Genomic DNA, 22,051 nt, shown 5'->3' with positions numbered 1-22,051 from the left:
CAGACATCCGCCGATGACCTGTGGCATCGGCGAGGAAGCAGAACCGTCATGTCCAGCCTGCTCGACACCGTCGACGCCGCGTCGCTCCGCAGCGACCTCCCCGCCTTCCGCCCCGGTGACACGGTCAACGTGCACGTAAGGGTCATCGAGGGCAACCGCTCCCGTATCCAGCAGTTCAAGGGCGTGGTCATCCGCCGCCAGGGCTCGGGCGTCCGCGAGACCTTCACGGTCCGCAAGGTCTCCTTCTCCGTCGGTGTCGAGCGCACCTTCCCGGTGCACAGCCCGATCTTCGAGAAGATCGAGCTGGTGAGCCGCGGTGACGTGCGTCGCGCCAAGCTCTACTACCTGCGCGAGCTGCGCGGCAAGGCCGCCAAGATCAAGGAGAAGCGCGACAACTGAGCCGCGCGGCCGACGGGGCATTCGTCACGTCGCGCCCGGGTCCACAGGGGCGCCGGATAAGCTCTGGCCCCGATGGACACCGAAGCACAGCACACGGAGCGCGACCGCTCTTCCGGAGCCCCACTGGGGACGGGAGGGCGGTCGCGCTCCGTGCGTGCGTCAGAGGGTCTGTCGACCGCCGCAGCCGTGGCGCCGCGGGCGACGGGGGTACGAGGGTTCTCCCGGCTCCCGGGGCTGTCGAGGATTTCCGGGCCCTCAGGAGTCCCCGGCCTCTCCGGGCTGTCCGGCCTGTTCGGTGCGTCCGGCCCTTCGTGGCGCAGGGCCGGGCTGACCGGGCTCCTCTGCGCGGTCGCCGTCCTGCTCTTCAGCGCCTTCGTGGTGCAGCCCTTCCTGATTCCCAGCGGCTCGATGGAGCCCACGCTCCAGGTCGGCGACCGGGTGCTCGTCAACAAGTTGGCGTACCGTTCCGATACCGGGCCGGAGCGCGGTGATGTGGTCGTCTTCGACGGCACCGGGTCCTTTGTCCAGGAGCCGCCGGAGGAGAACCCCGTCATCGGGCTGCTGCACGGGGCCGCCGCGGCTCTGGGGCTCGCCGAGCCCGCCGAGACCGACTTCGTCAAGCGCGTCGTCGGCGTCGGGGGCGACCGGGTGGTCTGCTGCGACAAGGGGGGCAGGGTCGAGGTGAACGGCCGGGCCGTGGACGAGCGGCGCTATCTGTACCCCGGGGACACGCCCTCCCGGGTCCCCTTCGACATCGTCGTACCACGGGGCACCCTGTGGGTCATGGGCGACCACCGGGCCAACTCGCGCGACTCCAGGGACCATCTCGGCGACCCGGGCGGCGGCATGGTGCCCGTCGACAAGGTCGTCGGACGGGCGGACTGGATCGGCTGGCCGCTGGGCCGCTTGTCCTCGCTGGAGCACTCCGACGCCTTCCGGGACGTACCGGCTCCGGGCATTCACGACGCACCCGCTCCGGGCCTCCAGGACGTACCCGCTCCGGACGGCGCCCATGGGTAAGCGCGGCCGGCCCGCGGCCCATGGCTCGGACACCAGACTGCCCACCGGCACCCGGCCCACCAGCGGCCGGGCGCTTCCGGGCCGTGCGGAGCGGCGCAAGCTCGCCCGCCGGGTCAAGCGGCGCCGCCGCAGGTCCGCGATGGCCGAGATACCGATTCTGATCACCGTGGCGCTGCTGATCGCACTCGTCCTCAAAACTTTCCTGGTGCAGGCATTTGTGATCCCCTCGGGGTCCATGGAGCAGACGATCAGGATCAGCGACCGCGTCCTGGTGGACAAACTGACCCCCTGGTTCGGCTCCAAGCCCGAGCGCGGCGACGTGGTGGTGTTCAAGGACCCGGGCGGCTGGCTCGACGACGAGCAGCCCCCGCCGGACAACTCACCGGTCGTCGTCAAACAGGTCAAACAAGCGCTGACCTTCATCGGACTGCTGCCCTCCGCCGACGAGCAGGATCTGATCAAACGAGTTGTCGCGGTCGGCGGCGACACCGTCACCTGCTGCGACAAGGACGGCAAAGTTTCGGTCAACGGTGTGCCATTGACCGAGCCGTATCTGCACCCGCAGAACGCGCCCTCGCAGATCCCGTTCCAGGTCCAGGTGCCGGAGGGGCGGATCTTTGTGATGGGCGACCACCGGTCGAACTCGGCCGACTCGCGCTTCCATCTCAAGGAGGAGTACCGCGGCACGGTCTCCGAGGACGGGGTGGTGGGCCGGGCCGTCGTCATCGCCTGGCCGTTCGACCACTGGCGCGGCCTGGAGGAGCGGGAGACGTACGCTTCGGTGCCGGACGCGCGTGCCGCGCCGACGACGGCGCGGGGAGCGTCGAATAGTGTGTCTTCCCAGGATCTCAACGGATTGATCCGGCTCCCGAGCCCTGCGGAACTCCCGCTCGTTATGGGAGTGGTGGGCCTGTCCCGTATCGGTGGCAGGCGATCGCGCCGCGTAATCGCGCGGAGCAGTCGCACGGAGTGAGGAGTGGATGTGGGGGACGTGGCGGTCGGCGCACGATCCGGACACGATGGTCCCGAAGAGGGACGCGAGCAGCTCGCCGAGTCGCCCGAAGCAGTGACGGACGATACGACGGAACGTACGGGTACGACTCACGCGGCGCACCACGCGCACGTGGCGGGGAGTCACCAGGGCGACGGGCAGGGCGGTGACGGATCCGGGCCCGACGACGGTGGATCCACGGCGGCGCGCCCGCAGCGTTCCTTCTGGAAGGAACTGCCCCTGCTGATCGGTATCGCGCTGCTGCTGGCGCTGCTGATCAAGACCTTCCTGGTGCAGGCGTTCTCGATTCCCTCGGACTCGATGCAGGACACCCTCCAGCGGGGCGACCGGGTCCTGGTGGACAAGCTCACCCCGTGGTTCGGCTCCGAGCCGGAGCGCGGCGAGGTCGTGGTCTTCCATGACCCCGGTGGCTGGCTGGAGGGCACGCCCACCCCCAGTCCGAACATCGTGCAGAACTTTCTGAGCTTCATCGGTCTGATGCCCTCCTCCGAGGAGAAGGATCTGATCAAGCGCGTCATCGCGGTCGGCGGTGACACGGTGGAGTGCAAGAAGGGCGGAAAGGTCCAGGTCAATGGACATCCGCTCAACGAGGAGGGGTACATCTACCCCGGCAACACTCCTTGTGACGACGAGCCGTTCGGGCCGATCAAGGTTCCCGAGGGCCGGATCTGGGTCATGGGCGACCACCGGCAGAACTCGCTGGACTCGCGCTACCACCAGGAGCTGTTCGGCCGGGGCACGGTCTCCACGGACGAGGTCGTCGGACGCGCCTTTGTCGTCGCCTGGCCGGTCAACCGGTGGTCCTTCCTTCCGGTGCCGGACACCTTCGACCAGTCCGGGCTGAGCGCCGCCGCTTCCACGGCCGTTCCGGGCGCCCTCGGGGTGGCCGGAGCGCTGCCGGTCGTGCTGTGGCGCAGGCGGAGGCTGACCGGCGGGGGTACCGCCGGGTAGGGTGCGGTCCCGGACCGCCGTCCGAGACCTCTTTACGGAGGCGTGGGGCGGCCATTCTCCGGAACGGGGGGAGCGCTGGGATGAGCGGCACAAGCGGGACGGTCGGGACGGGAAGCCCGGGGCCGGGACAACCGGGGACCGGGCGTCAGGAAACCGGGCTTCAAGGGACCGGACGCCAGGGGACCCGGCGTACGGAGCCCGGAGCGGTGCCGGAAGCGGTGAGCGGCGGCCACGGTCGCCTCGGCAGTGTGCTGTCGGGGCTGGCCGTGGCCGTCGGCTGTGTGCTCTTCCTCGGCGGCTTCGTCTGGGGAGCCGTGGAGTACCGGCCGTACGCCGTTCCCACCAACTCGATGAGCCCGACCGTGAAGGCGGGCGACCGGGTGCTGGCCCAGCGGATATCCGGCAGTGACGTACGGCGCGGGGACGTGGTGGTCTTCAGCGACGCCGACTGGGGCGACCTGCCGATGCTGAAGCGCGTGGTCGGGGTCGGTGGCGACACGGTCGCCTGCTGCGACGCGGACGGCAGGCTCACCGTGAACGGCAAGCCCGTTCGTGAGCCGTACGTCCAGGGAATGCCCGGCGGGCAGGCGTCCACGACCGAATTCAGCGCGAAGGTGCCCGAGGGGCAACTCTTTCTGCTTGGAGATGAGCGCAGCGGCTCGCTGGACTCCCGCGTCCATCTCCAGGACCAGGCACAGGGCTCCGTACCGCTCGCGTCGGTGGACGCGCGTGTCGATGCCGTGGTGTGGCCGGCGGGCAGTCTGGTCGGCCGGCCGGAGGCGTTCGCGGCGCTGCCGGGCGGAGTGTCCGGGGCGGGGCCGGTGAAGCTGGTCGCGGCGGCGATTCTGGGCGGGGCCCTGCTGATTCTGGGCGGCGCGGCGTACGGACCGGTCGCGCGGTGGCTGTCGGCGCCGCGCAGGGCCCGCGGGGCACGTGAAGGGGCGTCCGCCGGTGTCCGCTGAGGGGGAGCCGCGCACTCCGGCCGAGGGGGAGCTGCGGAAGGTGGCCCGGGTGGTGCTGCTCGATCCCCAGGACCGGATTCTGCTGCTGCACGGATTCGAGCCGGACGATCCCGGCGACGACTGGTGGTTCACGCCCGGCGGCGGCCTGGAGGGCGGCGAGACCCGCGAGGAGGCCGCGCTCCGCGAGCTGGCGGAGGAGACGGGTATCACACAGGTGGAGCTGGGGCCCGTGCTCTGGCGCCGGATCTGCTCTTTTCCCTTCGACGGGAGACGCTGGGACCAGGACGAGTGGTACTTCCTGGCACGTACGGCGCAGACCGAGACCTCGGCGGACGGGCTGACGGAGCTGGAGCTGCGCAGCGTCGCGGGGCTGAGGTGGTGGACCTCCGCCGAACTGCTGGCGGCGCGTGAGACGGTGTACCCGACCAGGCTCGCCGAACTGCTGCGTACGCTGCTCGAAGAGGGTCCTCCGGATACGCCGGTGGTCCTCGCGCCCGAAATCGTCTAGGGGTGCGGGGCGTCGGAGCACAATGGGGGGACGTACGGCTGAAGGGGAACATGCCATGAGCGCCGAGGACCTCGAAAAGTACGAGACCGAGATGGAGCTGAAGCTCTACCGGGAGTACCGCGATGTCGTCGGTCTGTTCAAATATGTGATCGAGACCGAGCGTCGTTTCTATCTCACCAATGACTACGAGATGCAGGTGCACTCGGTGCAGGGTGAGGTCTTCTTTGAGGTCACGATGGCGGACGCGTGGGTCTGGGACATGTACAGGCCGGCCAGGTTCGTCAAGCAGGTCCGGGTGCTCACGTTCAAGGACGTGAATATCGAGGAGCTGAACAAGAGCGACCTCGAACTGCCCGGCGGCTGACGGGCTTGAGCCGGGCGGTCGCGCCGGTGCGCTTGCCGTGGCGGCGGCCGGGGCGTTGGACCGGGCGGCGGCCGGTCACCCGCGAGGGTGGCCGGGTTATCCACAGTCGGTGACTTGTCCACCAAGATCCACTCATTGCGGGCGGTCGCGTCACAGTCGGTGCCGGAGGTGGTGCCGAAATGAACGCGACGAACGCGATGAACGCGACCAGCGCTGCGAGCACGGCAAAGGCGACTGGCGCTGCGAACGCGGCGAGTGCGACCAGGGCTCTGGGGCGGTACGGCGAGGAGCTGGCCGCGCGCAGACTGGCCGAGGCGGGAATGACCGTACTGGCCCGCAACTGGCGGTGCGGCAGAACGGGCGAGATCGACATCGTGGCCCGGGACAGCGATGCCCGGGGCGGCGCGGTGCTCGTCGTCTGTGAGGTGAAGACCCGCAGGGCCGGTTCGTTCGAACATCCGATGGCCGCGGTCACCGAGGAGAAGGCGGACCGGCTCAGACGGCTCGCGGCCTGCTGGCTGGAGCGGTGCGGCGGTCCGCCGCCCGGCGGAGTGCGGATCGATCTCATCGGAGTGGTGCTGCCCCGGCGCGGCGCGGCCGAGATCGAGCACGCGCGGGGGGTGGCCTGATGGGGTTCGCGCGAGCGTGCTCGGTGGCACTGGTGGGTGTCGAGGGCGTGGTGGTCGAGGTCCAGGCGGATCTAGAGCCGGGAGTGGCCGCCTTCACCCTGGTGGGGCTGCCGGACAAGAGCCTGGTGGAGAGCCGCGACCGGGTCAGGGCGGCGGTGGTGTTCCCTGTCAAGTGGGTGTGTTCAGGTTGGGGTCCCCGCAGCTGGAAGCCCGAGGAGGGGGCATATGCGGAGGGTGCCCAGGAGGGTGAAGCGGTCCTCATCGCCCTAATTCGCTGCTCCTCTTTGCGCATCGCTATGGGCGCGGCGTTCACCTCCGTGGAATGATCGCCGGGTCGGTCTGGGGGGGAGAGTGGACGATGACAGACACGGGTGAGCAGTATGAGGCGTCGGCGTCGGCACTCGGATACCTTTTTCAGTTCGCGAAGGCGCTGCACATCTGTATCGAGCAGTGGATGAGCGGCGGCATGGATTGGGACGTTGCGGTCGAAGCAGCTGACGACATCGAAATCCAACGGGGCCCGGATAGGAGCCTGGTCCAGCTCAAGCAGCGCGCCGAGGGCGTTCGCATGACCGATCTGTCCGAGGACCTCTGGAAGACGTTGCGGATCTGGGCGGAGGCCGCCAAGTCCGACCGGATCGCGCTCACTGAGACGAAACTGTTCCTGCTGACGACAGCTGAGCTTCCTGAAGGCAGTGCAGCCTTCTGCCTGCAGCCTCGAAGCAGCCAGCATCGCGATGAAGACCGCGCTCTGCACTTGCTCCGCGAGGCCCGTAAGGCGTCGAAGGCGAAGAAGGGGTCCCTTCCAAAGTGCTTTGAGGCCTTCGATGATCTGGATCTGGGGGATAGGCCGCTGCAGCAGTCCTTGATCTCCCGCATCGAAGTCCTTGGAGGCACTCAGGACATCACCGAGGTCCGAGACGCGTTGAAGGGCCTCGCGGCCTTCGCGGTCGGCCACGATGCGGCGAAGGCCTTCCTTGCCAGGTTGGAAGGCTGGTTCTACGACCGTGTGATCGAGCAGATGCAGACCCCAGGAGGAAGTCCGGTCACCGGCGTCGAATTCGATGAGCGGCTCTCCGACCTGCAGCGACAGTTCCGCTACGACAATCTGCCGATCGACCCCGACATCTCCGACATGACTTCCGACGCCTCCCGCTCAGCCGACAGGAAGTTTGTCCGCCAGCTCGCGCTGATTGGTGTCGGAGATGAACGGATCGGTCTCGCGGTGAGGGACTACGTCCGTGCCTTCACCCAGCGGTCCCGCTGGTCCGCCGAGAACTTGCTGCGTGCGGGTGAGCTTGGCAAGTACGAGCGCAGGCTCGTTGAGGAATGGCAGTCGCGTTTCGCCGAGATGGCGGAGGACCTCGGGTTCGAGGCTTCCGAGGAGGAGAAGAAGAAGGAAGCCAGGCTGATCTACCGCTGGGTCGATCGAGAGGCCCGCTTCCCGATTCGCGCAGATTGTGACGAAATCTTCGTCACCAAAGGCTCGTATCACATGCTCGCCGACGAACTGAAAGTCGGATGGCACCCGGACTTCTCCGCGCGCCTCATGGAGCTCCTTGAGCCCACCGGGGCCCGCTGATGCAGCTCAGCCGTGAGGAACGGGCCCTATATAACCCTGCATTCACCGGGGTCCTGTGTACCCGCGCTGTTCAGGGCTACGACAAGGAGTACGCCGCCGCATGCCCGCTTCCCGTAGCTGTGACAGCCAGCGTCATGGCTTTGCAGCCTGCCATCCGGGCAGCGCTGCCAGCAACGACTGGCACTGGGCTGATGGGGTGGCTCGAGGCGAACGAGCATGTGCGCGTCGAGATGTCTCGCAACGCCGCGCTCCTCGCCGACGTGGTCAGGCCAGGTCTTCTGTTCGCCCTTCAGTCCCGTGTCTTGCACTGCACTGCTGCCGGCCTCATCCCCGTGCCCCGCGCGCTGGCCAAGACCCCTAGTGGTGGCACACCACAGACCGTGGACATCCAACGGGCAGCCCTCATGCTCGGACGCTGGCTTCCCAGCACCGGCAGTCTTGGCACCGTCCTGACCCTCTTCGGAGTCAAGCCGTGACCTTTCAGATCAAAGCGGTCACTATCTATGGCAAGAAGCCGGGCCAGGTGCACACCGTGCCCTTCGAGCCAGGCAGTCTCAACATCGTCACCGGCGACTCCCGCCGCGGGAAGAGCGCCCTGTTGACGATCATCGACTACTGCCTGGCCAGCGCCGGCTATCCAGTGAAGTCCGGCAAGGTCCGTGAATACGTCAGCACATTCGCGATCACCCTCGTCAAGCCTGGAGAGCAGCTCTTTGTCGCCCGCCGCGCCCCGGAAGCCAAGGGCGGTGTCAGCACCGTCCTCTGCATCCTCTCGCAGACGCCCGGCTCGCTGCCGCCGCCTCTGAACGAGCTTCGCTTCGTCACCCCGAGGGACGTCGCTAAGGGTCTGTTGAGCGACTTCTGCGGCATCGACCGCAATATCCGCGTCCCCGCCGTCGGCCGCGCAACACTCATCGCGCCCTCCGTCCGACATGCACTGTTCTTCTGCTTCCAGGCCCAGAACGAGATCGCCAACGAAGATGTGCTCTTCCACTCGCAAGGCGAAGAGTGGAGGCCGAACACCATCCGGGGCGTCATCCCCTACTTCCTTGGCGCGACAGACCGTGAGCAGGCGCTTCTCCGCAGTCGACTACGCCTCGCCCGGCGGGATCTATCCGACCACGAAGCCAAGCTGGCCACCGCGAGTAACCTCGCCCCTGCCACTGGGCAGGCACAGGCCCTGCTCACCGAGGCCATCGAAGCCCGTCTCGTGGACCCTCCCCATGGCCACGAGGTGACCGCCGAAGGCGTCCTGCGCCTTCTACGTGAGGCACTCCTCCAAAGGGGCCCACGGCCGGGTCCAGGCGGGACTGATGACCCTCTCACCGAGCTGCGCGCCCACCGTGCCGAGCTGCGCGGTCGGGTCAGCAGAGCACGAGTCCGGATCGCCGACCTCAAGGCCGCCCTGGCGGAGAACAGTGACTTCACCGACCAAGCCAACGAGCAGCGCGCACGGCTGGCCACCCTTGGCCTGCTGAAGCGCGATCCAGAGGCATCCGCTGCTGAACAGTGCCCGGTCTGCGACAGCCCGGTCAGATCCGCCCATGCCACCGTCATGGCGTTGACCGCCGACCTGCTCCATCTCCAAGGTGACCTGAACGCCATCCGCAGCGACACGCCCGCTATCGAACGGATGATCAGCCACGAAGAGGGCCAGCTTCAGGAACTCCGCTCGGAACTCGCCCGCAATCAAGAAGAGATCAACGAGGTCACCGCAGCGACCCGGATCCTCGACCAAGAACCCGACGACGTACGACGTGCTGCCATAGTGCAAGGCCGTATCAGCCTTTACCTGGACACGGCGGCCCAACTCGCTGTCGGCCCTAGGATGGAAGACCGAACCGAAGAGCTTCGGACACGGATTGCCGAGTTGGAGACGCTTCTCAGCGAAGATGTTCAAGGCGACCGCCTGACCAGCTTCCTGTCACTGATCAACGTGGAGATCAGGAAGAAGGCCCTCGAACTCGCTCTGGAACACTCCAGCTCGCCTATTCGCCTCGATGTCAACCGCCTCACCGTGGTGGCTGACACCGTGGAGGGGCCGGTGCCCTTGAGGGATATGGGCAGCGGTGACAACCATCTCGGGTACCACGTGGCCACGCTCCTCAGCCTGCACGAGTGGTTCGCCGAGAACGCCAGCCCCGTGCCAGGCGTGCTCATTCTTGACCAACCTTCGCAGGTGTACTTCCCGCCCGATCACGTTGGCGAAGAAGTGCTTGAGAGTGATGACCGGGTCCTGCTTCTGAACATCTTCAACGCCATCCACCGGACGCTCCGCAGGCTCGACGGGAAGCTGCAGGTCATCGTTATGGAGCACGCAGACCTTGAAGATCCGGCCTTCAGTGACCACGTCGTGCATCGGTGGCGTCGGCGCGATGGACAAGCACTTGTACCCGCCGCATGGATCCCGTCCGAGGATGACTGACGAGGTCGGCGCACCAGGCCGCCAGCCCTCATCAAGTGGTCGCTTTTGCGTAAAATGACATGTATGAATTAACGGGGAGTGGAGCCGATGAAGATTACGACGTTGCGGCTGAGTAACTTCCAGTCCTTCGGTCCGGAACTGACGGAAATTGATCTTGATGATCTGACGTATGTCCTCGGTCCCAACGGCTCAGGTAAAACCACTGTTCTTGAGGCATTGTCGCGGCTATTCAGCCCGCTGGAGGCTCAGCGTAAGATTCGACATGAGGATTTCCATGTGCCCGCCGCTCAATCCGCAGGCGATTTGCAAGCCGGGGATCCGACGTTGTGGCTGGAGGTGGATGTCGAGTTCCCGGAAGCAGGAGCCGACGGGGATCATGCATCGGTTCCACCGAATTTCTCCCATATGGCAATCGCTACCGCCGACGGGGTTCCGCGAACCCGTGTCCGATTGACTGCGTCGCTGGCGTCGGACGGTGTCATCGACGAGAAGATCGAGTACGTGCTGGAGTCGGATGATTCGGGTGAGCCGACTCGCCGATCAGACATGTCACGGTATGACCGTGGGCACATTGAGGTGCACTACCTTCCGGCTCGTCGGGACCCCGCCGACCATGTCTCGTACACGACGGCATCGCTCATCGGGCGGGTCCTGCGGGCCACTGACTGGACTGCCGAGCGTGAGACGCTGAGTGGCCTTACTGCTCAAATCACCTCATCGCTAGGCGAGAACGCCACGGTAGCGAGCATCGGTGTTCGACTAGCCGACGAGTGGCACGGGCTGCACCGCGGCGCGTACTTCAGGGAGCCGTCGATCGCTTTCGGGCGAGGCGAACTAGAGAGTGTATTGCGCCTGCTCACTGTGACCTTCTCGCCCACGCCCAACGGGTCACCATTGCCTTACGAGCGGCTGAGTGACGGACAGAAGTCCTTGCTGTACATCTCGCTCGTGCTTGCCTGGCAGTCCCTCGCCCGGCGGGTTCTCAACGGCGAGGAGCCCTCCATCGACGCCGACCGCCTACGCCCGCCTGTGCACACCGTCATCGCGCTTGAGGAGCCCGAGAACAGCCTCGCGCCGCAGTACCTCGGTCGAATCATCCGCCAACTTCGGGGTGCCTGCGCACACGGAGACATGCAGGCCCTCATCGCCACGCATGCGTCCACCCTCCTGCGTCGCGTCGATCCCCGCACAATCTGCTTCCTCAGGTTGAACGCTGCCCGGGAAACGACGATCCACCGCATCGTCCTGCCCGAGGAGCAGGAGGGAGCCGCTAAGTACGTACGGGAGGCAGTGGAGGCCTACCCCGAGCTGTACTTCTCCCGACTGGTCGTGCTCGGTGAAGGCGACAGCGAGCAAGTGGTCTTGCCCCGTGTCCTAGCGGCCTTCGGACTCACGGAGGACGACGCATCCGTTTCGGTGGTCCCCCTGGGCGGTCGGCACGTGAATCACTTCTGGCGCCTTCTCAACGAACTGCAGATCCCGCACGTGACGCTGCTTGACCTTGACGCTGGCCGCTACCAGGCCGGCTGGGGGCGGGTGCGCTACGCGCTGAAACAGATCAACGCAGTTCGCCCGGAGACCTACACAGAAGAGCAGATCAACAAACTCCCCAAGTGGAATGACGACTGCGATTTCCCAACCCTGGTAGATGCTCGCTTCAACGGGCGCAGCCCTGTTGAAGCGTTGGAGGAGCAAGGTGTTTTCTTCTCTCACCCGGTCGACCTCGACCTGATGTTGATGGCGGCTTATCCCGACGCCTACGGCGTCAGTCCTACCGAGCCGGACGAAACCACCATCGTGGCTGTACTCGGCAAGAGCCACGCGAACGAAGGCCGCCTCCCCGCGGACATCAGCGCGCTCTTCGCTGACTACCACAGCATTTTCGATCTCGGAAGCAAGCCCGCTGCCCACCTGTCCGCTCTCGCAGACCTGAATGACCAGCAGTTGCTGAAGAACCTCCCCGACGTGCTCGTTCGGCTGGTCGAGCAGGTGCGAACGAAACTAGCGGAGCTGCCGGAATGATCCGCCCTAACCAGTGGCGCCCCGTCGACGGTCTGGTCCTCGAACCCAACGCGTTGTCGGCCGTCACCACGTCGGACAGGAACGTGGTTGTTTCCGCGGGACCAGGAGCTGGGAAGACAGAGCTGCTCGCCCAACGAGCGGACTTTCTATTGCGCACTGGACAGTGCCCATACCCGCGCAGGATCCTGGCGGTTTCGTTCAAGGTCGACGCCGCCCGCAACTTGCGAGAGCGCGTTCGCCGTCGCTCTGGCACGCGGCTCGCAGCCAGGTTCGACAGCTTCACCTTCCATGCCTTCGCCAAGCGCTTGATCGACAATTACCGGCCCGCACTGACCGGAAGCAACGCGCTCAACCCGGACTACCGGATCGATCCTGCCAACCGGATCCAGGGCGAGCAGATCACCTTCAACGACCTCGTCCCCCTGGCGTTGGAGATCATCGAGACCAGCACCTACGCTCGAGGAGGCATCCGCCAGACGTACAGCCACGTCTTCCTCGACGAGTTTCAAGACTGCACCGGCCAGCAGTACCGACTGATAAAGGCAGCATTCGGCCAGAGCACGGCCGTCCTGACCGCAGTTGGCGACACCAAGCAGCGAATCATGGCCTGGGCCGGCGCACTGGACGGAGTGCTGCAAACCTTCGCCGACGACTTTTCGGCCCAACCAATGCCGCTGTACCAGAACTTCCGCTCCGCCCCCCGACTGCGGCGGATGCAGAACCGAATGATCGCTCAGATGGACTCTGGAGCGGTCAGCCCCGACGAGGAGCTGACCGGAGATGAGGGCGTCATCGAAGTGCTGTCCTTCGAAACCAGCCAGGACGAGGCGCAAGCCGTCGCGCAGCTCATTGACAGCTGGCTCCACGAAGGGACGGCACCAAGCGAGATCGCCATCCTCGTACGCCAGCAGCCGCACCTGGTCGCGGCCCTCCTCGGCCGTGAACTCGCAGATCGCGGCATCCCCTTCCGTAACGAACAAGACAGCCAGGACCTCACCGCGGAACCAGCAGCTGCGCTCGTGTTCAACTTTATTCGAGTGATCGCTGGCGGCAAGCAACCCGACGCGTACGCCGAACTCATGAGGATCACTAACCGATCGAGCACGTCCGACGACGAGGCATCTCGCTTCGACGGCCAGTTGAAGCGGATGATCAGCGAGGCCCGAGCGGTCGTACGTGACCCTACGTTTAAGGCGGCAGAGCCCGCGGTGTGGAGGACCCTTGTCTACGAGTTCCTACAGCTGGTGTCGCGGCCAACGTTGGCCGCGTTGTCAACCGGGTACCAGCAGGGCACCCGGCTCGACGATCTGATCGAGCAGGCGCTTGATGCATTCGACCGGGAGCTTGCCGTTGACGGAGATGCCGTCCAAGCTCTCCGGCGCCTTTCGGAGATGGACGCCATCCGGTTCTTGACCATCCACAAGTGCAAGGGCCTGGAGTTCGAGAAGGTCGTTGTGCTCGGGGTCGAAGAGCAGCTCTTCTGGGGCGATGCCACTGCAGCGATATCTGAGTTCTTCGTTGCGATTTCCCGCGCTAAGCAACATCTGGTCTTGACTAATGTCAGGCACCGCGATAGGCCAGAAGGGCCCGTTAAATTCTGGAGCGAGTCGCGTACGCCTCACCATGGGTTCTTGGACTTCGCCTATGAAGGCTAAGGCCAGCCCTCGTGCTCGTTGCGGTAGTGCGGCCAGGGTCGCCCGACCCGGCGCGCGGCAAGCAGGTGCTTCATCCTTGCAATCCACGTGCCCGGCTGGACAAGCTCGATCATATAGCGATCTAGTTCGGAGCGGCCCATCTGCAACGTCCAGCCCGGAGTCATCGTCAGGCATCCGGGGAGGGGCACGGCACGGAGCTCCTCCTGGTAATGGATCTCCATGACGACGTCTCCCGGCTTGAGGTCGGCCTTCCCCGGCGGACGAACCCAATGAGCATCGAAGCCGGCGACCTGGAGCAGGACGGCAACGGCTGGTCCGGAGGTCTCAATGGTCATCGCCGAGTAGTTACCGATCAACCGGGCGCAGGCCACAGACTCCAGCAGCATCGTACGAGGGAGCTGCCGCCCGCCTTTCGGCCTGTGGATAGCTTGGGGGCTTGCGCGAGGCGCCACGCTGCTCAGGTGCGCTGAGCTGCGTGGATGGCGCTGCGGATGGCCAGGTCGGCGCGGCGATCGTCTATTACTTCGTCGTAGAAGCGGGCGCCTGCCGGCTGGGCGCGGAGTGCGGAGGCGACGGTAGCGGCGGCGTCCCCAGTCAAGGTGATCAGCCAGTCCCGGATGCTGTTGCGCGGGTCCCACCGGTCCCAACGGCCGTCCCAGGCGCACATCCCTTGGACTGCGGCGTCAAGCAGACGCCACTGCTCCTCTTGCGCGGCGAGGCCAGCAACATTGAGAAGCCACCAGATGGCTCGGGTGGCCTCTGTCTGGGCGGCCCAGTAGGCAGATGAGTGTTCGGTCAGTGCATTCAGGACGGCGGTCGTCTGCTGAGGGTTGGCGAATAGTGCCGTCTCTGCCGCGCGGACATCGAGTTTGGTGACTACGTCCAGGTACAGCTCGTAAAAGTCGGGCTGGTCGGCGGCGAGGGTGAGGAGCCGGGCTGCTGCGGTGGTGTCGTCCCGCTCGTTGGCGTCCTCAAGGAGGCGTGTGGCGCGTTGGAAGGGGAACTCGTCCTGGGAGCCTGTCATGCGTTCGACGAGGGCGAGGAAGGCGTCGACGTCCTGGGGCCGTTGGGCGGGGTCGAGTTGGGTGGCCTGGCGTACGACCCCGTACCACGGCCCTGGCGGGGGCAGCAGGGGCACGTTCGCCTGGGGCCACGTGCCAGTGAAGATCCAACCGATGAGCTGTCCCAGGCTGTAGATGTCGCTGGCGGGGGTGATGTTGTGGCCGTTGACGGACAGTTCGGGTGCGGCGAAGCCCTCGGTGCCGATGCCGGCGCGGGTCAGGAGGCCAGCGGTGCTGGTCTCACCGCGGGCGCGGCGCACGATGCCCCAGTCGGCGACCGTCCAGCGGCCGTCGAGAAAGAGGATGTTGGACGGTTTGATGTCCCGGTGAATCCATTTACTGCGGTGTGCGTCTGCCAGGCCAGCGGCAACGGCGCTCACAAGGGTCCGCAGCTGGGTGGGGTCTTGCAGTTCCGTCCGCTTGTCCTCGACGGTGGCCTCCGCGAGCGGCATGACGAACCAGTCGTGATCGGGGCTGAAGTCGAGGATCGGCATGACGTGTGGGTTGCCGCCGAATCGTAGTGCGGCCTCCACCTCGCGGCTCATGCGCCGTGCGGCCCTCTGGCCCTTGCTTGTGCGCCGCTTGAAGGCCACAACGGTGTCGGTCGCCTTGTGTACGGCTCGGAAGACCTCGGCTTGGCCCTCGCGTGCCAGCGGCAGTCTGTCAAGTCCGTAGTCCCGCCGCTCCCCCCGGGCTGACTGGCTCACCGCGTCGTAGCCGACGGCGGGGGCGACGCGGGCCGGGGATGTCCTGGGCGCAGGAGTGCGGTAGCCGGTGAGACTCATCAGGATCAGCCGGACGTGGGTGTGATCGTTGTCTGGCAGAGAGGCGAGCAGGTAGGCCGGCCCGTCGCCGGGTCGCTGGGTGAGCCCCAAGACTTCGCCGAGCCGGGCTTCTGCCAGGGGTTCGCTGTCTCGGACGGTGAGGTCGGTGCGATGCACGGCGACGGTGTTGCCGCTGCCGTCGGAAGACGCGCTCAGTACGCTTTCCGCGCCCGCGAGCAGCACGTGGGCGGGGAAGTGCACGGGGGTGGGGATCCATTCCTCGCGTTGTCCGGCGTCGGTGGTGCGGGCCAGGTTGATCACTGCGCTGTGCCCGGAGGCGGCGAGGAAGAACCGGCGTCGGTCCAGCCACACGGCCGAGCGCACCGCTGCCTCAAAGGTGATCGGGTACCGCATCTGCTCACCTGTCCGTTCACCGGCGCGCGTCAGTGCGAGAGTCCCGTCGCCAGATCCGAAGGTGACCCCGGATCCGGACAGGACCCAGGGTTCGCCGTCCGGTCCGGGCAGAAGGACCGCACCGTCTTCGAAGCCCCCCGCGACGGCGTCCAGTTCTCCGTGGTTCCAGCGCACCAGCGCGGAGCCGCACATCACCCATACGACGCCGTCGTCGCATACGAGCGGCGCGCCGTAGCAGCCGGGCAGTGGGAGGTGCCAGTGGGCGTGCCCGCGGGTGAGGTCGATGTTTAGCAGGCCGTCCTGGCAGGTCATCAACAGCTTATTGTCGCTCAGCCAGGCCAGTCCGGTCGGTCTGGTCTGCTGAGGCTGCCCAATGAGGAGAACCTCCGCCACCACTCCCGCCCAGGTTCGGGTCTCTACGGCAGGCGGGGAGATCAGCCGTGCGGGCGGGCTCAGGTGCCAGGCCTGTGCCGCAGTTTCGCTGGCCAGCAGTTGGGCTAGCGGTGCATGGGACAGGCGTCGGCTGTAGAGGTTGTGCACCAGTTGAGCGAGCGGGAGCAGTCCGGTCGCGGCCGCTTCCAGATGCGTGCGGTCCACCAGGACGCCGAGCCCCGACATTGCGGCGATCATCTGCTCATCGGGCGTGCTGTGCTCCTGGTGCCAGTGGACGTGGACCCAATGCGAGTGCATCGTGCGCAAGTCGTCCGTGACGTATTCATGGACGCGGCGGAGATAGGCTGCCCAGTCTTTCCGTGGTCGGTCTGGGTCGGTGTAGGTGAGGAGGTAGTGGCCGCCATCGAATATGAAGAAGAGTGTCTCGCCGAGCATGAGGTGCGGGATGGCCTGCGTTCGGGGGACGGACTGGTGCAGCAGCGACTGGATGATCCGTCCGATCGTCTCCGCTGTGACTCGGTCCTGCCGTGTGAGCTGACCGTATTGGGCCAGCAGGTCCCGAACGTCGTCCATGGGCTCCCCCCCGTTCGCGGTTGGCGCACTCTCCCGTCGGCGCCGCTGACAGGCGTTGGCGGGTGGCCTCCTAGCGAGTCCCGCCGCTCCTGCCGTGCATTATGTCCCTCTGTGCCACCGGGCGCCGTCGTATCCAATTCCGTCCCCCTAGGGTGCTAACCTCCGGCGGTGAGCAGCACAGCCTCCGGTCTCGTGCCGGTCCACATCGGCCAGCCAGAGCCCGGATCTGACCGCGATCAGGCCTTGCGGCTGCGGGCGGACCGCCCCACATCCCTGCGGATTCTCGAAGCTGTCGACTGGCGGCGGCATGGCCTTCAGCAGAGGTGGCTGGGCATGGAGAGCAGTGACTGCGCTGCCGCTCTGTCACCGGGCCACGTCCACAATCAGGACGACGAAGGGATGAAGCGGCTCTTCGGCGGCGCCCGTCGGCGCGGCGAACTCGCTCTCGTACTCACGGTGATCGGCCAAGTTGACGAGGACCGGACCCACAATGTGTTCGGCTCCGCCGACGCGTCCGTCCACCTCAGCGACCTGTTCACGAGCGTGGTCGCTCGCCGCCTTCCTGCCGGTACGCGACCCTCGATCGCGCCGGGCCTGAGCGGCGCCGACAGGGACCTCGCGATCCGGCTGCTCACCCGCCCCGCGGATGACCCGTGGTGGAGTCTGCAGCTCCGCGGCATGCATCTGGAACACGGCGCAGGGTCCGGCTCCGAGGACCACCTGGCTGCGGGTGAGCTGCACCCCATCCTGGTCGATGCCCTGGGGGACCCGGTGGTCGCGGCCTGGTCATCACCGGCCGGCGACCAGCGCTGGTATGTGATTCCGGACGGCACCCCATGGGACAACGTGCTGGACTGGCTGGTGCACCGGGCCCTGCCTGAGTACGTACCAGGGGCGCTGCGCCGTGCCCGGTCGCCATTCTTCGTCGACCCGGATCTTCAGACGGCGGGCGAGCAGAGCGCCCGGCAGTCGCTCGAGGAGCTGGAGGCGCGGTACGCCGAGGAGAAGCAGCGTTTGGAGAAGGAGCTGCGGGAGGCCAAGGAGAAGGCGGAGGCCGTGCGGTACGGCCTGCTGTACGGCAGCGGCACCGAACTAACCAAGGCCGTCGCGCAGGTACTGACCGCGGCTGGGATGCGCGCCGTCGACTTGGACGAGGAGCTCGGCGGCACAAAGTCCGCCGACCTGCTCGTCAGTGCCGAGGGGGCCTCTGCGCGTCTCGTCGAGGTCAAAGGGGTCTCCGGGCCCGCGCAGGAGAGCTACATCGGGCAACTTCGGCAGCATCTGGATACCTGGCCTCAGCTTCGGCCGTCCGTCCCAGTCTCCGAGGGTGTACTGATCGTCAACCATCAGTACAAGTTGCACCCGTCGGAACGGTCGGCGGACGTCTACACGCGGCCCGAGCACGTCGCCTCGCTGGCCTCCCTGCCGGTGACGGTCGTCAGCGCGGTGCAGTTGTTCAACTGGTGGCGCGCCGGTGACTGGGCGGCGATCCGTACGGCCGTACTGGGCGGCGTCATTGCCGCTGCGTCATCTGCCGCGCCGGTGAAACGGCAGCAGCCGTTCGCTCCGCAGCGCCGGTGGTACGACAGACTTCGCAAGTAGAGGGGCGCAGCCGGGCCTGAGCCGTACGGAGCCCAACACTCCCCTGCACGGAGCGCCGAGCTTGCGCCGGGCCGGTCGGCGCCGTACGGTCCCAATGCCCGGCTCGGACAGGACGGCCGGCTTCGCGAACCCGGCCCCGAACAGCAGCCCCTGCCCACGGCCTCCAACGACGACCGCCGCACCGCTCCGGCCCAGTGCCGACGGCACCGCATCCTCGCCCTGCTGCAGGATGACCCGACGCGCCTGTGGAGACCTGCAGAGATCGCCGCCCACTTCGGCAACATCACCTTGCACACCATGTATCCCTGTGACGGCGCGGCTTGTCTTCGTCATCAGTCGTTGACCAGCACAGTTCCGCAGCTGAAACACAAGGGTGTATGCCTTCCCGATGCTGCACCCGTCTCAGCTTCCAGGACCAAAGCGGGCTCGCCGCAGGTTGGGCATTGCTCAATGGGCCATGTTGCAGGGTCTTCGTACCCTGGCTCCCACTCCTTACCCAAGGCCACTCCGACATAGAACTCGGCGAAGCTCACAGCTCTGGTGAACACCTCGCTGCAGAATCGGCAGTGAATGGGACCGCGGCTGCCGACTACCACTGCCAGTTGGCCGCATTCGGGGCACTTCACCGTCCGCTCGGCGTCACTTGTCAGGAGAGGGCGAATCCGATCCAAGCGAGCCTTGATGACGGCACGCATATCCGTGAGTCGAGCACGGATGTGGTATTCGCCTTCCCCTGCGTACATCGCGTCCTCTCCGTCGAGACCCGGTACCAGATGCTCGTTGATGAACAGCAGGAGGAAGTCCAGGATGCGCGCAGCGCGGGACTCCACAGCGCCGGCCGGCGCCGTGAGCCCGTAGTGCTGCAGGGCGTTACGCCACTTCGCGAGCTGATTGATCTCGTCGACGGGCCCCTTGGGAAGATCGATCCCGATGATGTTGCGCAGGCGGGTGATGGCCTCGGCTGTACCGCAGCTCTCGAAGTCTCCCGTCTCGAACCGGGATCGGTCAGCACGCCCTGGGTCCCTGAAGACCAGACTCCAATGCTCTTGGAGTAGACGGGCCTTGAGGAGAACTTCAGCGGCGGCCTGAAGGTGGAGAACGGCGTACTTGAGGTCGCGGGGCTTGGGCTCCCCAGACAGGTGGTTCACCACGCTGTCGAGGTAGTCCATCCCGTTAGGAACCGGCGGGTAGTCCACGTGGAGGCGCTCACCCGAGTTGGTCTCTTTCACGGCCGGAGCCTACCGCCAGGCACCAACGCCGCTGTCTCTAGCCTGAGTTGGTTTGTCAGAGATGAGAGGGCGATACCACACGCTTGGCCGGCCTGGCTCGAGGTAGAGGTGGAATATTTTTGAGTATGTTTTTGTGCATGGCCCGTGGCGGTGTACTGTGTGGGAGGCGTGATGCCGGGGCAGGGGAGGTGTGTGAGATGGAGGGCTTCGACGACTTGGTCGCGCACCCTGCCGCGTTGATGCTGGCCCGCGAGTCCCGCGGCTGGACACAGTCCGATCTGGCGGCCGAGATGACACGCCTCGCAGGCAGCGAAGCTGTGTCGCAGGGATACGTCAGCCGGGCTGAAGCTGGGCGGCTCGTCGTGAAAGGCGATCGTCTCGCCCTCTTCGCGTCTGCGCTTGGGTACACACCACAGATGCTATGCCGCACCACTGACAGTGGCGGGGTGGGCGTTGGTCTCGTGCATCACCGAAAGCGCGCTTCCATGGGCGCGTTGGCACTTCGGCGCGTGCACGCGACCTTGGCGGTGACGCGCCTTCAAGCAGAGGCCATCATGGGTGCGGGCCGCGAGGGTGATAAGCATGGCTTCCGGCACATCGCCGTCGACGACCTGGATACGCCAGCTGATGCTGCGGAGACACTGCGGCTTGAATGGGGACTCCCGTCGGGCCCAATTGCCAACGTGGTAGAGGTACTTGAGGCTGCGGGTGCCCTGCTCGTAGTACGTGACTTGCAAACTCGCGATCTTGATGCCGTCAGTCACTGGCCGCAAGGTCAGCGACCGCTTTTCCTACTCAACTCAACAGCTCCTGGAGATCGATTCCGGTTCAGCCTTGCTCATGAGCTCGGGCACACTGTGATGCACACCACGCCTGGGGATGCTCGCTCGCAAGAACAGCAAGCAGACCAATTTGCAGCCGAGTTCCTCATGCCGCACGAGACAGTCCTGGCTGATCTTCAACCGGGCGTGGACTTGGCGCGGCTGATGGAGCTCAAACCCAGGTGGGGAGTATCCATGGCAGCCTTGGCTCGTCGAGCCAAGTCGCTCGGCGTTCTCTCCGAATGGCAATACCGCTCGCTCATGGTAGAGATGTCCGGGCTGGGCTACCGCACCAACGAGCCCGTTCCCTTCGAACGCGAGACCCCGCATTACCTTGCTGAGGTCGTGACCCGGCTGAGGCAACAGCACCACCTCGACCTGTCCCAGGCGGCTCACCTTGCTGGTCTGGAACTCGGGGAGTTCACCGAGATCTACTCGTGTCCTTCCTCTATCCGGTGACCGTGGGGTTGCTGGACTCACCAACAGGTAGGTGAAAATGGCCAACCCGCCGTTCCCCGGCCGCACGCCCGCTTTGCGGATTCTCGATGCGTCGGTGCCGGCTGCGCCTCTGCTGCAGGGGCGTGTACTGCTGCACGAGAACGCGAACTTCATCCCGCAGATGCGGTCTCCGCTCAATGGCGACTTCGGCGGCATAGTCATGACAGGGGAGATGGCAGGAGAGCGTGCCTTTCACCTTCGGGCGTCTGGCTACGATGGTCCACTCCTGATCGACATCGCGGCGTACACAACTCACACGGCGACCCAGGACGAGCCCTTCTTGCTCGACGGCGATGATCTGTTTGCCACCGTCGACACCGAGCTGCAGATGCAGAAGGCCCGTGGCGTGAGTGCTGCCCTTACGCCGACTGGATACATCCCGCCCGGAGCCTCGAAGGCGCTCAAAGCCGTGATGGAGCAGTCGCAACGCATCGAGCGGGCGGACACCATCGTGCATCTGCCGATTGACACCGTTTGGCTCACCGAGGAGTACGTCGGCCAGCTGATCGCCGCGTGTGAGCGCATTCCGCATCCGAAGGCGCTCACACCGATCCGTCAGTTTGATCCCATGGAGCAGGCGAAGGACGTGCCGGCGAACTTGCGTCGGGTCGTCAGCGAGCGGCCTGACGTAGCCGTCCTACGCAGCGACCTGGCAGCGCTGGACGCGTTGGCTCACGGTGCTCTGTTCTCCGGGATTGGCGCCGACAGTGCTCGTCGTCACAGCATCCCGCCAGGCGAAAAGCCGCAGGTCAGCAAGGAGAACCAGGGGGGTCCTCAGTATCCCTCAGTGTTGCTGCCGAGCCTGATGTGCTTTAAGGGTGCTCGGTCGCTGGACCGCATCTACATGAATGACCCACCGATGACCTGTACCTGCGACGTATGCGATGGTCGGGGGCTGGACCGCTTCTACGATGCCAGCGGCGAGGTCCGGCGCGAGTCGGAGGATCACAACATCAGCTCGTGGAGCAGTTGGGTGATTGAGATCGCTAGCCGCAAGCCGGGGCTGGAGCGTAAGGAGTGGTGGCGGGATAGGTGCGCTGCTGCCGTCGATCAGTACGCACTGGAGAACCAACGTCTTGGGTTGTCCGCAAATGCCAAGGCCGGCTTCCAGGTTCCTGCGCCGCTGAGAGCCTGGGCTACGCTACCTGTGACGCCATGAGCTCCTTG

The 22,051-nt window shown here is 65.9% G+C and carries 18 protein-coding genes and 2 pseudogenes; 17 read left to right on the top strand and 3 right to left on the bottom strand.

Annotated elements, in window-relative coordinates:
* Positions 1 to 48 precede the first annotated feature (48 nt).
* The 14 genes and pseudogenes from rplS (at position 49) to KQY30_RS09145 (ending at position 13,529) form a co-directional block, all read left to right on the top strand.
* Positions 49 to 399, top strand: a complete 351-nt coding sequence (gene rplS / locus KQY30_RS09205) for a 50S ribosomal protein L19 (protein WP_046499649.1) — start codon at positions 49 to 51, stop codon at positions 397 to 399.
* Positions 400 to 471: 72 nt separating this feature from the next.
* Positions 472 to 1,419, top strand: a complete 948-nt coding sequence (lepB, locus tag KQY30_RS09200; protein ID WP_254407034.1) for a signal peptidase I — start codon at positions 472 to 474, stop codon at positions 1,417 to 1,419.
* Positions 1,412 to 2,580 (top strand): annotated as a pseudogene (gene lepB / locus KQY30_RS09195) (signal peptidase I). The gene lepB (KQY30_RS09200) and the pseudogene lepB (KQY30_RS09195) overlap by 8 nt, the downstream one beginning before the upstream one ends.
* Positions 2,486 to 3,382, top strand: coding sequence for a signal peptidase I (gene lepB, locus KQY30_RS09190; RefSeq protein WP_217306413.1), 897 nt, complete (start codon positions 2,486 to 2,488; stop codon positions 3,380 to 3,382). Before lepB (KQY30_RS09195) ends, lepB (KQY30_RS09190) begins: the two are co-directional and overlap by 95 nt.
* A 206-nt stretch (positions 3,383 to 3,588) precedes the next feature.
* Complete coding sequence (gene lepB / locus KQY30_RS09185) at positions 3,589 to 4,344, top strand: signal peptidase I (RefSeq protein ID WP_254407033.1); 756 nt, start codon at positions 3,589 to 3,591, stop codon at positions 4,342 to 4,344.
* The gene (locus KQY30_RS09180; protein ID WP_217306411.1) at positions 4,334 to 4,852 is read left to right on the top strand and encodes an NUDIX hydrolase; all 519 of its coding nucleotides are present in this window, start codon (positions 4,334 to 4,336) and stop codon (positions 4,850 to 4,852) included. The genes lepB (KQY30_RS09185) and KQY30_RS09180 overlap by 11 nt, the downstream gene beginning before the upstream one ends.
* A 55-nt stretch (positions 4,853 to 4,907) precedes the next feature.
* Positions 4,908 to 5,216 (top strand): DUF2469 domain-containing protein, encoded by a 309-nt coding sequence (locus tag KQY30_RS09175; RefSeq protein WP_014675276.1) that lies wholly within the window; start codon positions 4,908 to 4,910, stop codon positions 5,214 to 5,216.
* Positions 5,217 to 5,413: 197 nt separating this feature from the next.
* Entirely contained in the window at positions 5,414 to 5,845 is a 432-nt protein-coding gene (locus KQY30_RS09170; protein WP_217310925.1) for a YraN family protein, read from the top strand.
* Positions 5,845 to 6,006: pseudogene (locus KQY30_RS09165) on the top strand (magnesium chelatase domain-containing protein); the annotation flags it as partial. The gene KQY30_RS09170 and the pseudogene KQY30_RS09165, both read left to right, overlap by 1 nt.
* A gap of 197 nt (positions 6,007 to 6,203) precedes the next feature.
* Positions 6,204 to 7,427, top strand: coding sequence for an ABC-three component system protein (locus KQY30_RS09160; protein WP_217306410.1), 1,224 nt, complete (start codon positions 6,204 to 6,206; stop codon positions 7,425 to 7,427).
* Positions 7,427 to 7,903, top strand: coding sequence for a three component ABC system middle component (locus KQY30_RS37405; protein WP_367997408.1), 477 nt, complete (start codon positions 7,427 to 7,429; stop codon positions 7,901 to 7,903). The genes KQY30_RS09160 and KQY30_RS37405 overlap by 1 nt, the downstream gene beginning before the upstream one ends.
* Positions 7,900 to 9,852, top strand: coding sequence for a DUF3732 domain-containing protein (locus tag KQY30_RS09155; protein ID WP_217306409.1), 1,953 nt, complete (start codon positions 7,900 to 7,902; stop codon positions 9,850 to 9,852). Before KQY30_RS37405 ends, KQY30_RS09155 begins: the two co-directional genes overlap by 4 nt.
* An 87-nt stretch (positions 9,853 to 9,939) precedes the next feature.
* A complete protein-coding gene (locus KQY30_RS09150; RefSeq protein ID WP_217306408.1) occupies positions 9,940 to 11,874 on the top strand; it encodes an ATP-dependent endonuclease in 1,935 nt (644 codons plus the stop codon).
* Positions 11,871 to 13,529, top strand: coding sequence for a UvrD-helicase domain-containing protein (locus KQY30_RS09145; protein WP_217306407.1), 1,659 nt, complete (start codon positions 11,871 to 11,873; stop codon positions 13,527 to 13,529). Before KQY30_RS09150 ends, KQY30_RS09145 begins: the two co-directional genes overlap by 4 nt.
* Here the strand turns inward: KQY30_RS09145 and KQY30_RS09140 are convergent.
* Both KQY30_RS09140 and KQY30_RS09135 read right to left on the bottom strand, forming a co-directional pair.
* On the bottom strand, positions 13,526 to 13,915 hold the full coding sequence (locus KQY30_RS09140) for a hypothetical protein (protein ID WP_217306406.1): 390 nt from the start codon (positions 13,913 to 13,915) through the stop codon (positions 13,526 to 13,528). The two genes, KQY30_RS09145 and KQY30_RS09140, sit on opposite strands and share 4 nt — an antisense overlap.
* A 71-nt stretch (positions 13,916 to 13,986) precedes the next feature.
* On the bottom strand, positions 13,987 to 16,734 hold the full coding sequence (locus KQY30_RS09135) for a serine/threonine-protein kinase (RefSeq protein ID WP_217306405.1): 2,748 nt from the start codon (positions 16,732 to 16,734) through the stop codon (positions 13,987 to 13,989).
* 168 nt (positions 16,735 to 16,902) lie between these two features.
* Between KQY30_RS09135 and KQY30_RS09130 the strand changes: the two genes are divergently transcribed.
* Positions 16,903 to 18,336: a tropomyosin gene (locus KQY30_RS09130; RefSeq protein WP_254407032.1), complete on the top strand. Its 1,434-nt coding sequence runs from the start codon at positions 16,903 to 16,905 to the stop codon at positions 18,334 to 18,336.
* A gap of 332 nt (positions 18,337 to 18,668) precedes the next feature.
* On the opposite strand, the gene KQY30_RS09125 is transcribed toward KQY30_RS09130, so the two are convergent.
* Positions 18,669 to 19,565 carry a hypothetical protein gene (locus KQY30_RS09125; protein WP_217306404.1) on the bottom strand — a complete coding sequence of 299 codons (897 nt, stop codon included), beginning with the start codon at positions 19,563 to 19,565 and terminating at the stop codon, positions 18,669 to 18,671.
* Positions 19,566 to 19,762: 197 nt separating this feature from the next.
* Here KQY30_RS09125 and KQY30_RS09120 point away from each other — a divergent pair, with 197 nt between their 5' ends.
* Together KQY30_RS09120 and KQY30_RS09115 are read left to right on the top strand one after the other, a co-directional pair.
* The gene (locus KQY30_RS09120; RefSeq protein WP_217306403.1) at positions 19,763 to 20,845 is read left to right on the top strand and encodes an ImmA/IrrE family metallo-endopeptidase; all 1,083 of its coding nucleotides are present in this window, start codon (positions 19,763 to 19,765) and stop codon (positions 20,843 to 20,845) included.
* A 37-nt stretch (positions 20,846 to 20,882) separates the two neighbouring features.
* The gene (locus KQY30_RS09115) at positions 20,883 to 22,043 is read left to right on the top strand and encodes a hypothetical protein (RefSeq protein WP_217310922.1); all 1,161 of its coding nucleotides are present in this window, start codon (positions 20,883 to 20,885) and stop codon (positions 22,041 to 22,043) included.
* The last annotated feature ends 8 nt before the right edge of the window (positions 22,044 to 22,051 follow it).

The sequence above is a fragment of the Streptomyces sp. GMY02 genome (genome assembly GCF_019056675.1).
Taxonomy (GTDB): Bacteria; Actinomycetota; Actinomycetes; order Streptomycetales; family Streptomycetaceae; genus Streptomyces; species Streptomyces odonnellii.
Note: the sequence above shows the minus strand (reverse complement) of the source record. Positions and strands in the feature narration are given on the sequence as shown.

What these genes read in the sequence shown, in the direction of transcription:
- rplS (WP_046499649.1), top strand. Translation starts at nt 49, where the DNA reads ATGTCCAGCCTGCTCGACACCGTCGACGCCGCGTCGCTCCGCAGCGAC.
- lepB (WP_254407034.1), top strand. Translation starts at nt 472, where the DNA reads ATGGACACCGAAGCACAGCACACGGAGCGCGACCGCTCTTCCGGAGCC.
- KQY30_RS09175 (WP_014675276.1), top strand. Translation starts at nt 4,908, where the DNA reads ATGAGCGCCGAGGACCTCGAAAAGTACGAGACCGAGATGGAGCTGAAG.
- KQY30_RS09170 (WP_217310925.1), top strand. Translation starts at nt 5,414, where the DNA reads ATGAACGCGACCAGCGCTGCGAGCACGGCAAAGGCGACTGGCGCTGCG.
- KQY30_RS09160 (WP_217306410.1), top strand. Translation starts at nt 6,204, where the DNA reads ATGACAGACACGGGTGAGCAGTATGAGGCGTCGGCGTCGGCACTCGGA.
- KQY30_RS37405 (WP_367997408.1), top strand. Translation starts at nt 7,427, where the DNA reads ATGCAGCTCAGCCGTGAGGAACGGGCCCTATATAACCCTGCATTCACC.
- KQY30_RS09150 (WP_217306408.1), top strand. Translation starts at nt 9,940, where the DNA reads ATGAAGATTACGACGTTGCGGCTGAGTAACTTCCAGTCCTTCGGTCCG.
- KQY30_RS09145 (WP_217306407.1), top strand. Translation starts at nt 11,871, where the DNA reads ATGATCCGCCCTAACCAGTGGCGCCCCGTCGACGGTCTGGTCCTCGAA.
- KQY30_RS09140 (WP_217306406.1), bottom strand. Translation starts at nt 13,915, where the DNA reads ATGCTGCTGGAGTCTGTGGCCTGCGCCCGGTTGATCGGTAACTACTCG.
- KQY30_RS09135 (WP_217306405.1), bottom strand. Translation starts at nt 16,734, where the DNA reads ATGGACGACGTTCGGGACCTGCTGGCCCAATACGGTCAGCTCACACGG.
- KQY30_RS09120 (WP_217306403.1), top strand. Translation starts at nt 19,763, where the DNA reads ATGGAGGGCTTCGACGACTTGGTCGCGCACCCTGCCGCGTTGATGCTG.
- KQY30_RS09115 (WP_217310922.1), top strand. Translation starts at nt 20,883, where the DNA reads ATGGCCAACCCGCCGTTCCCCGGCCGCACGCCCGCTTTGCGGATTCTC.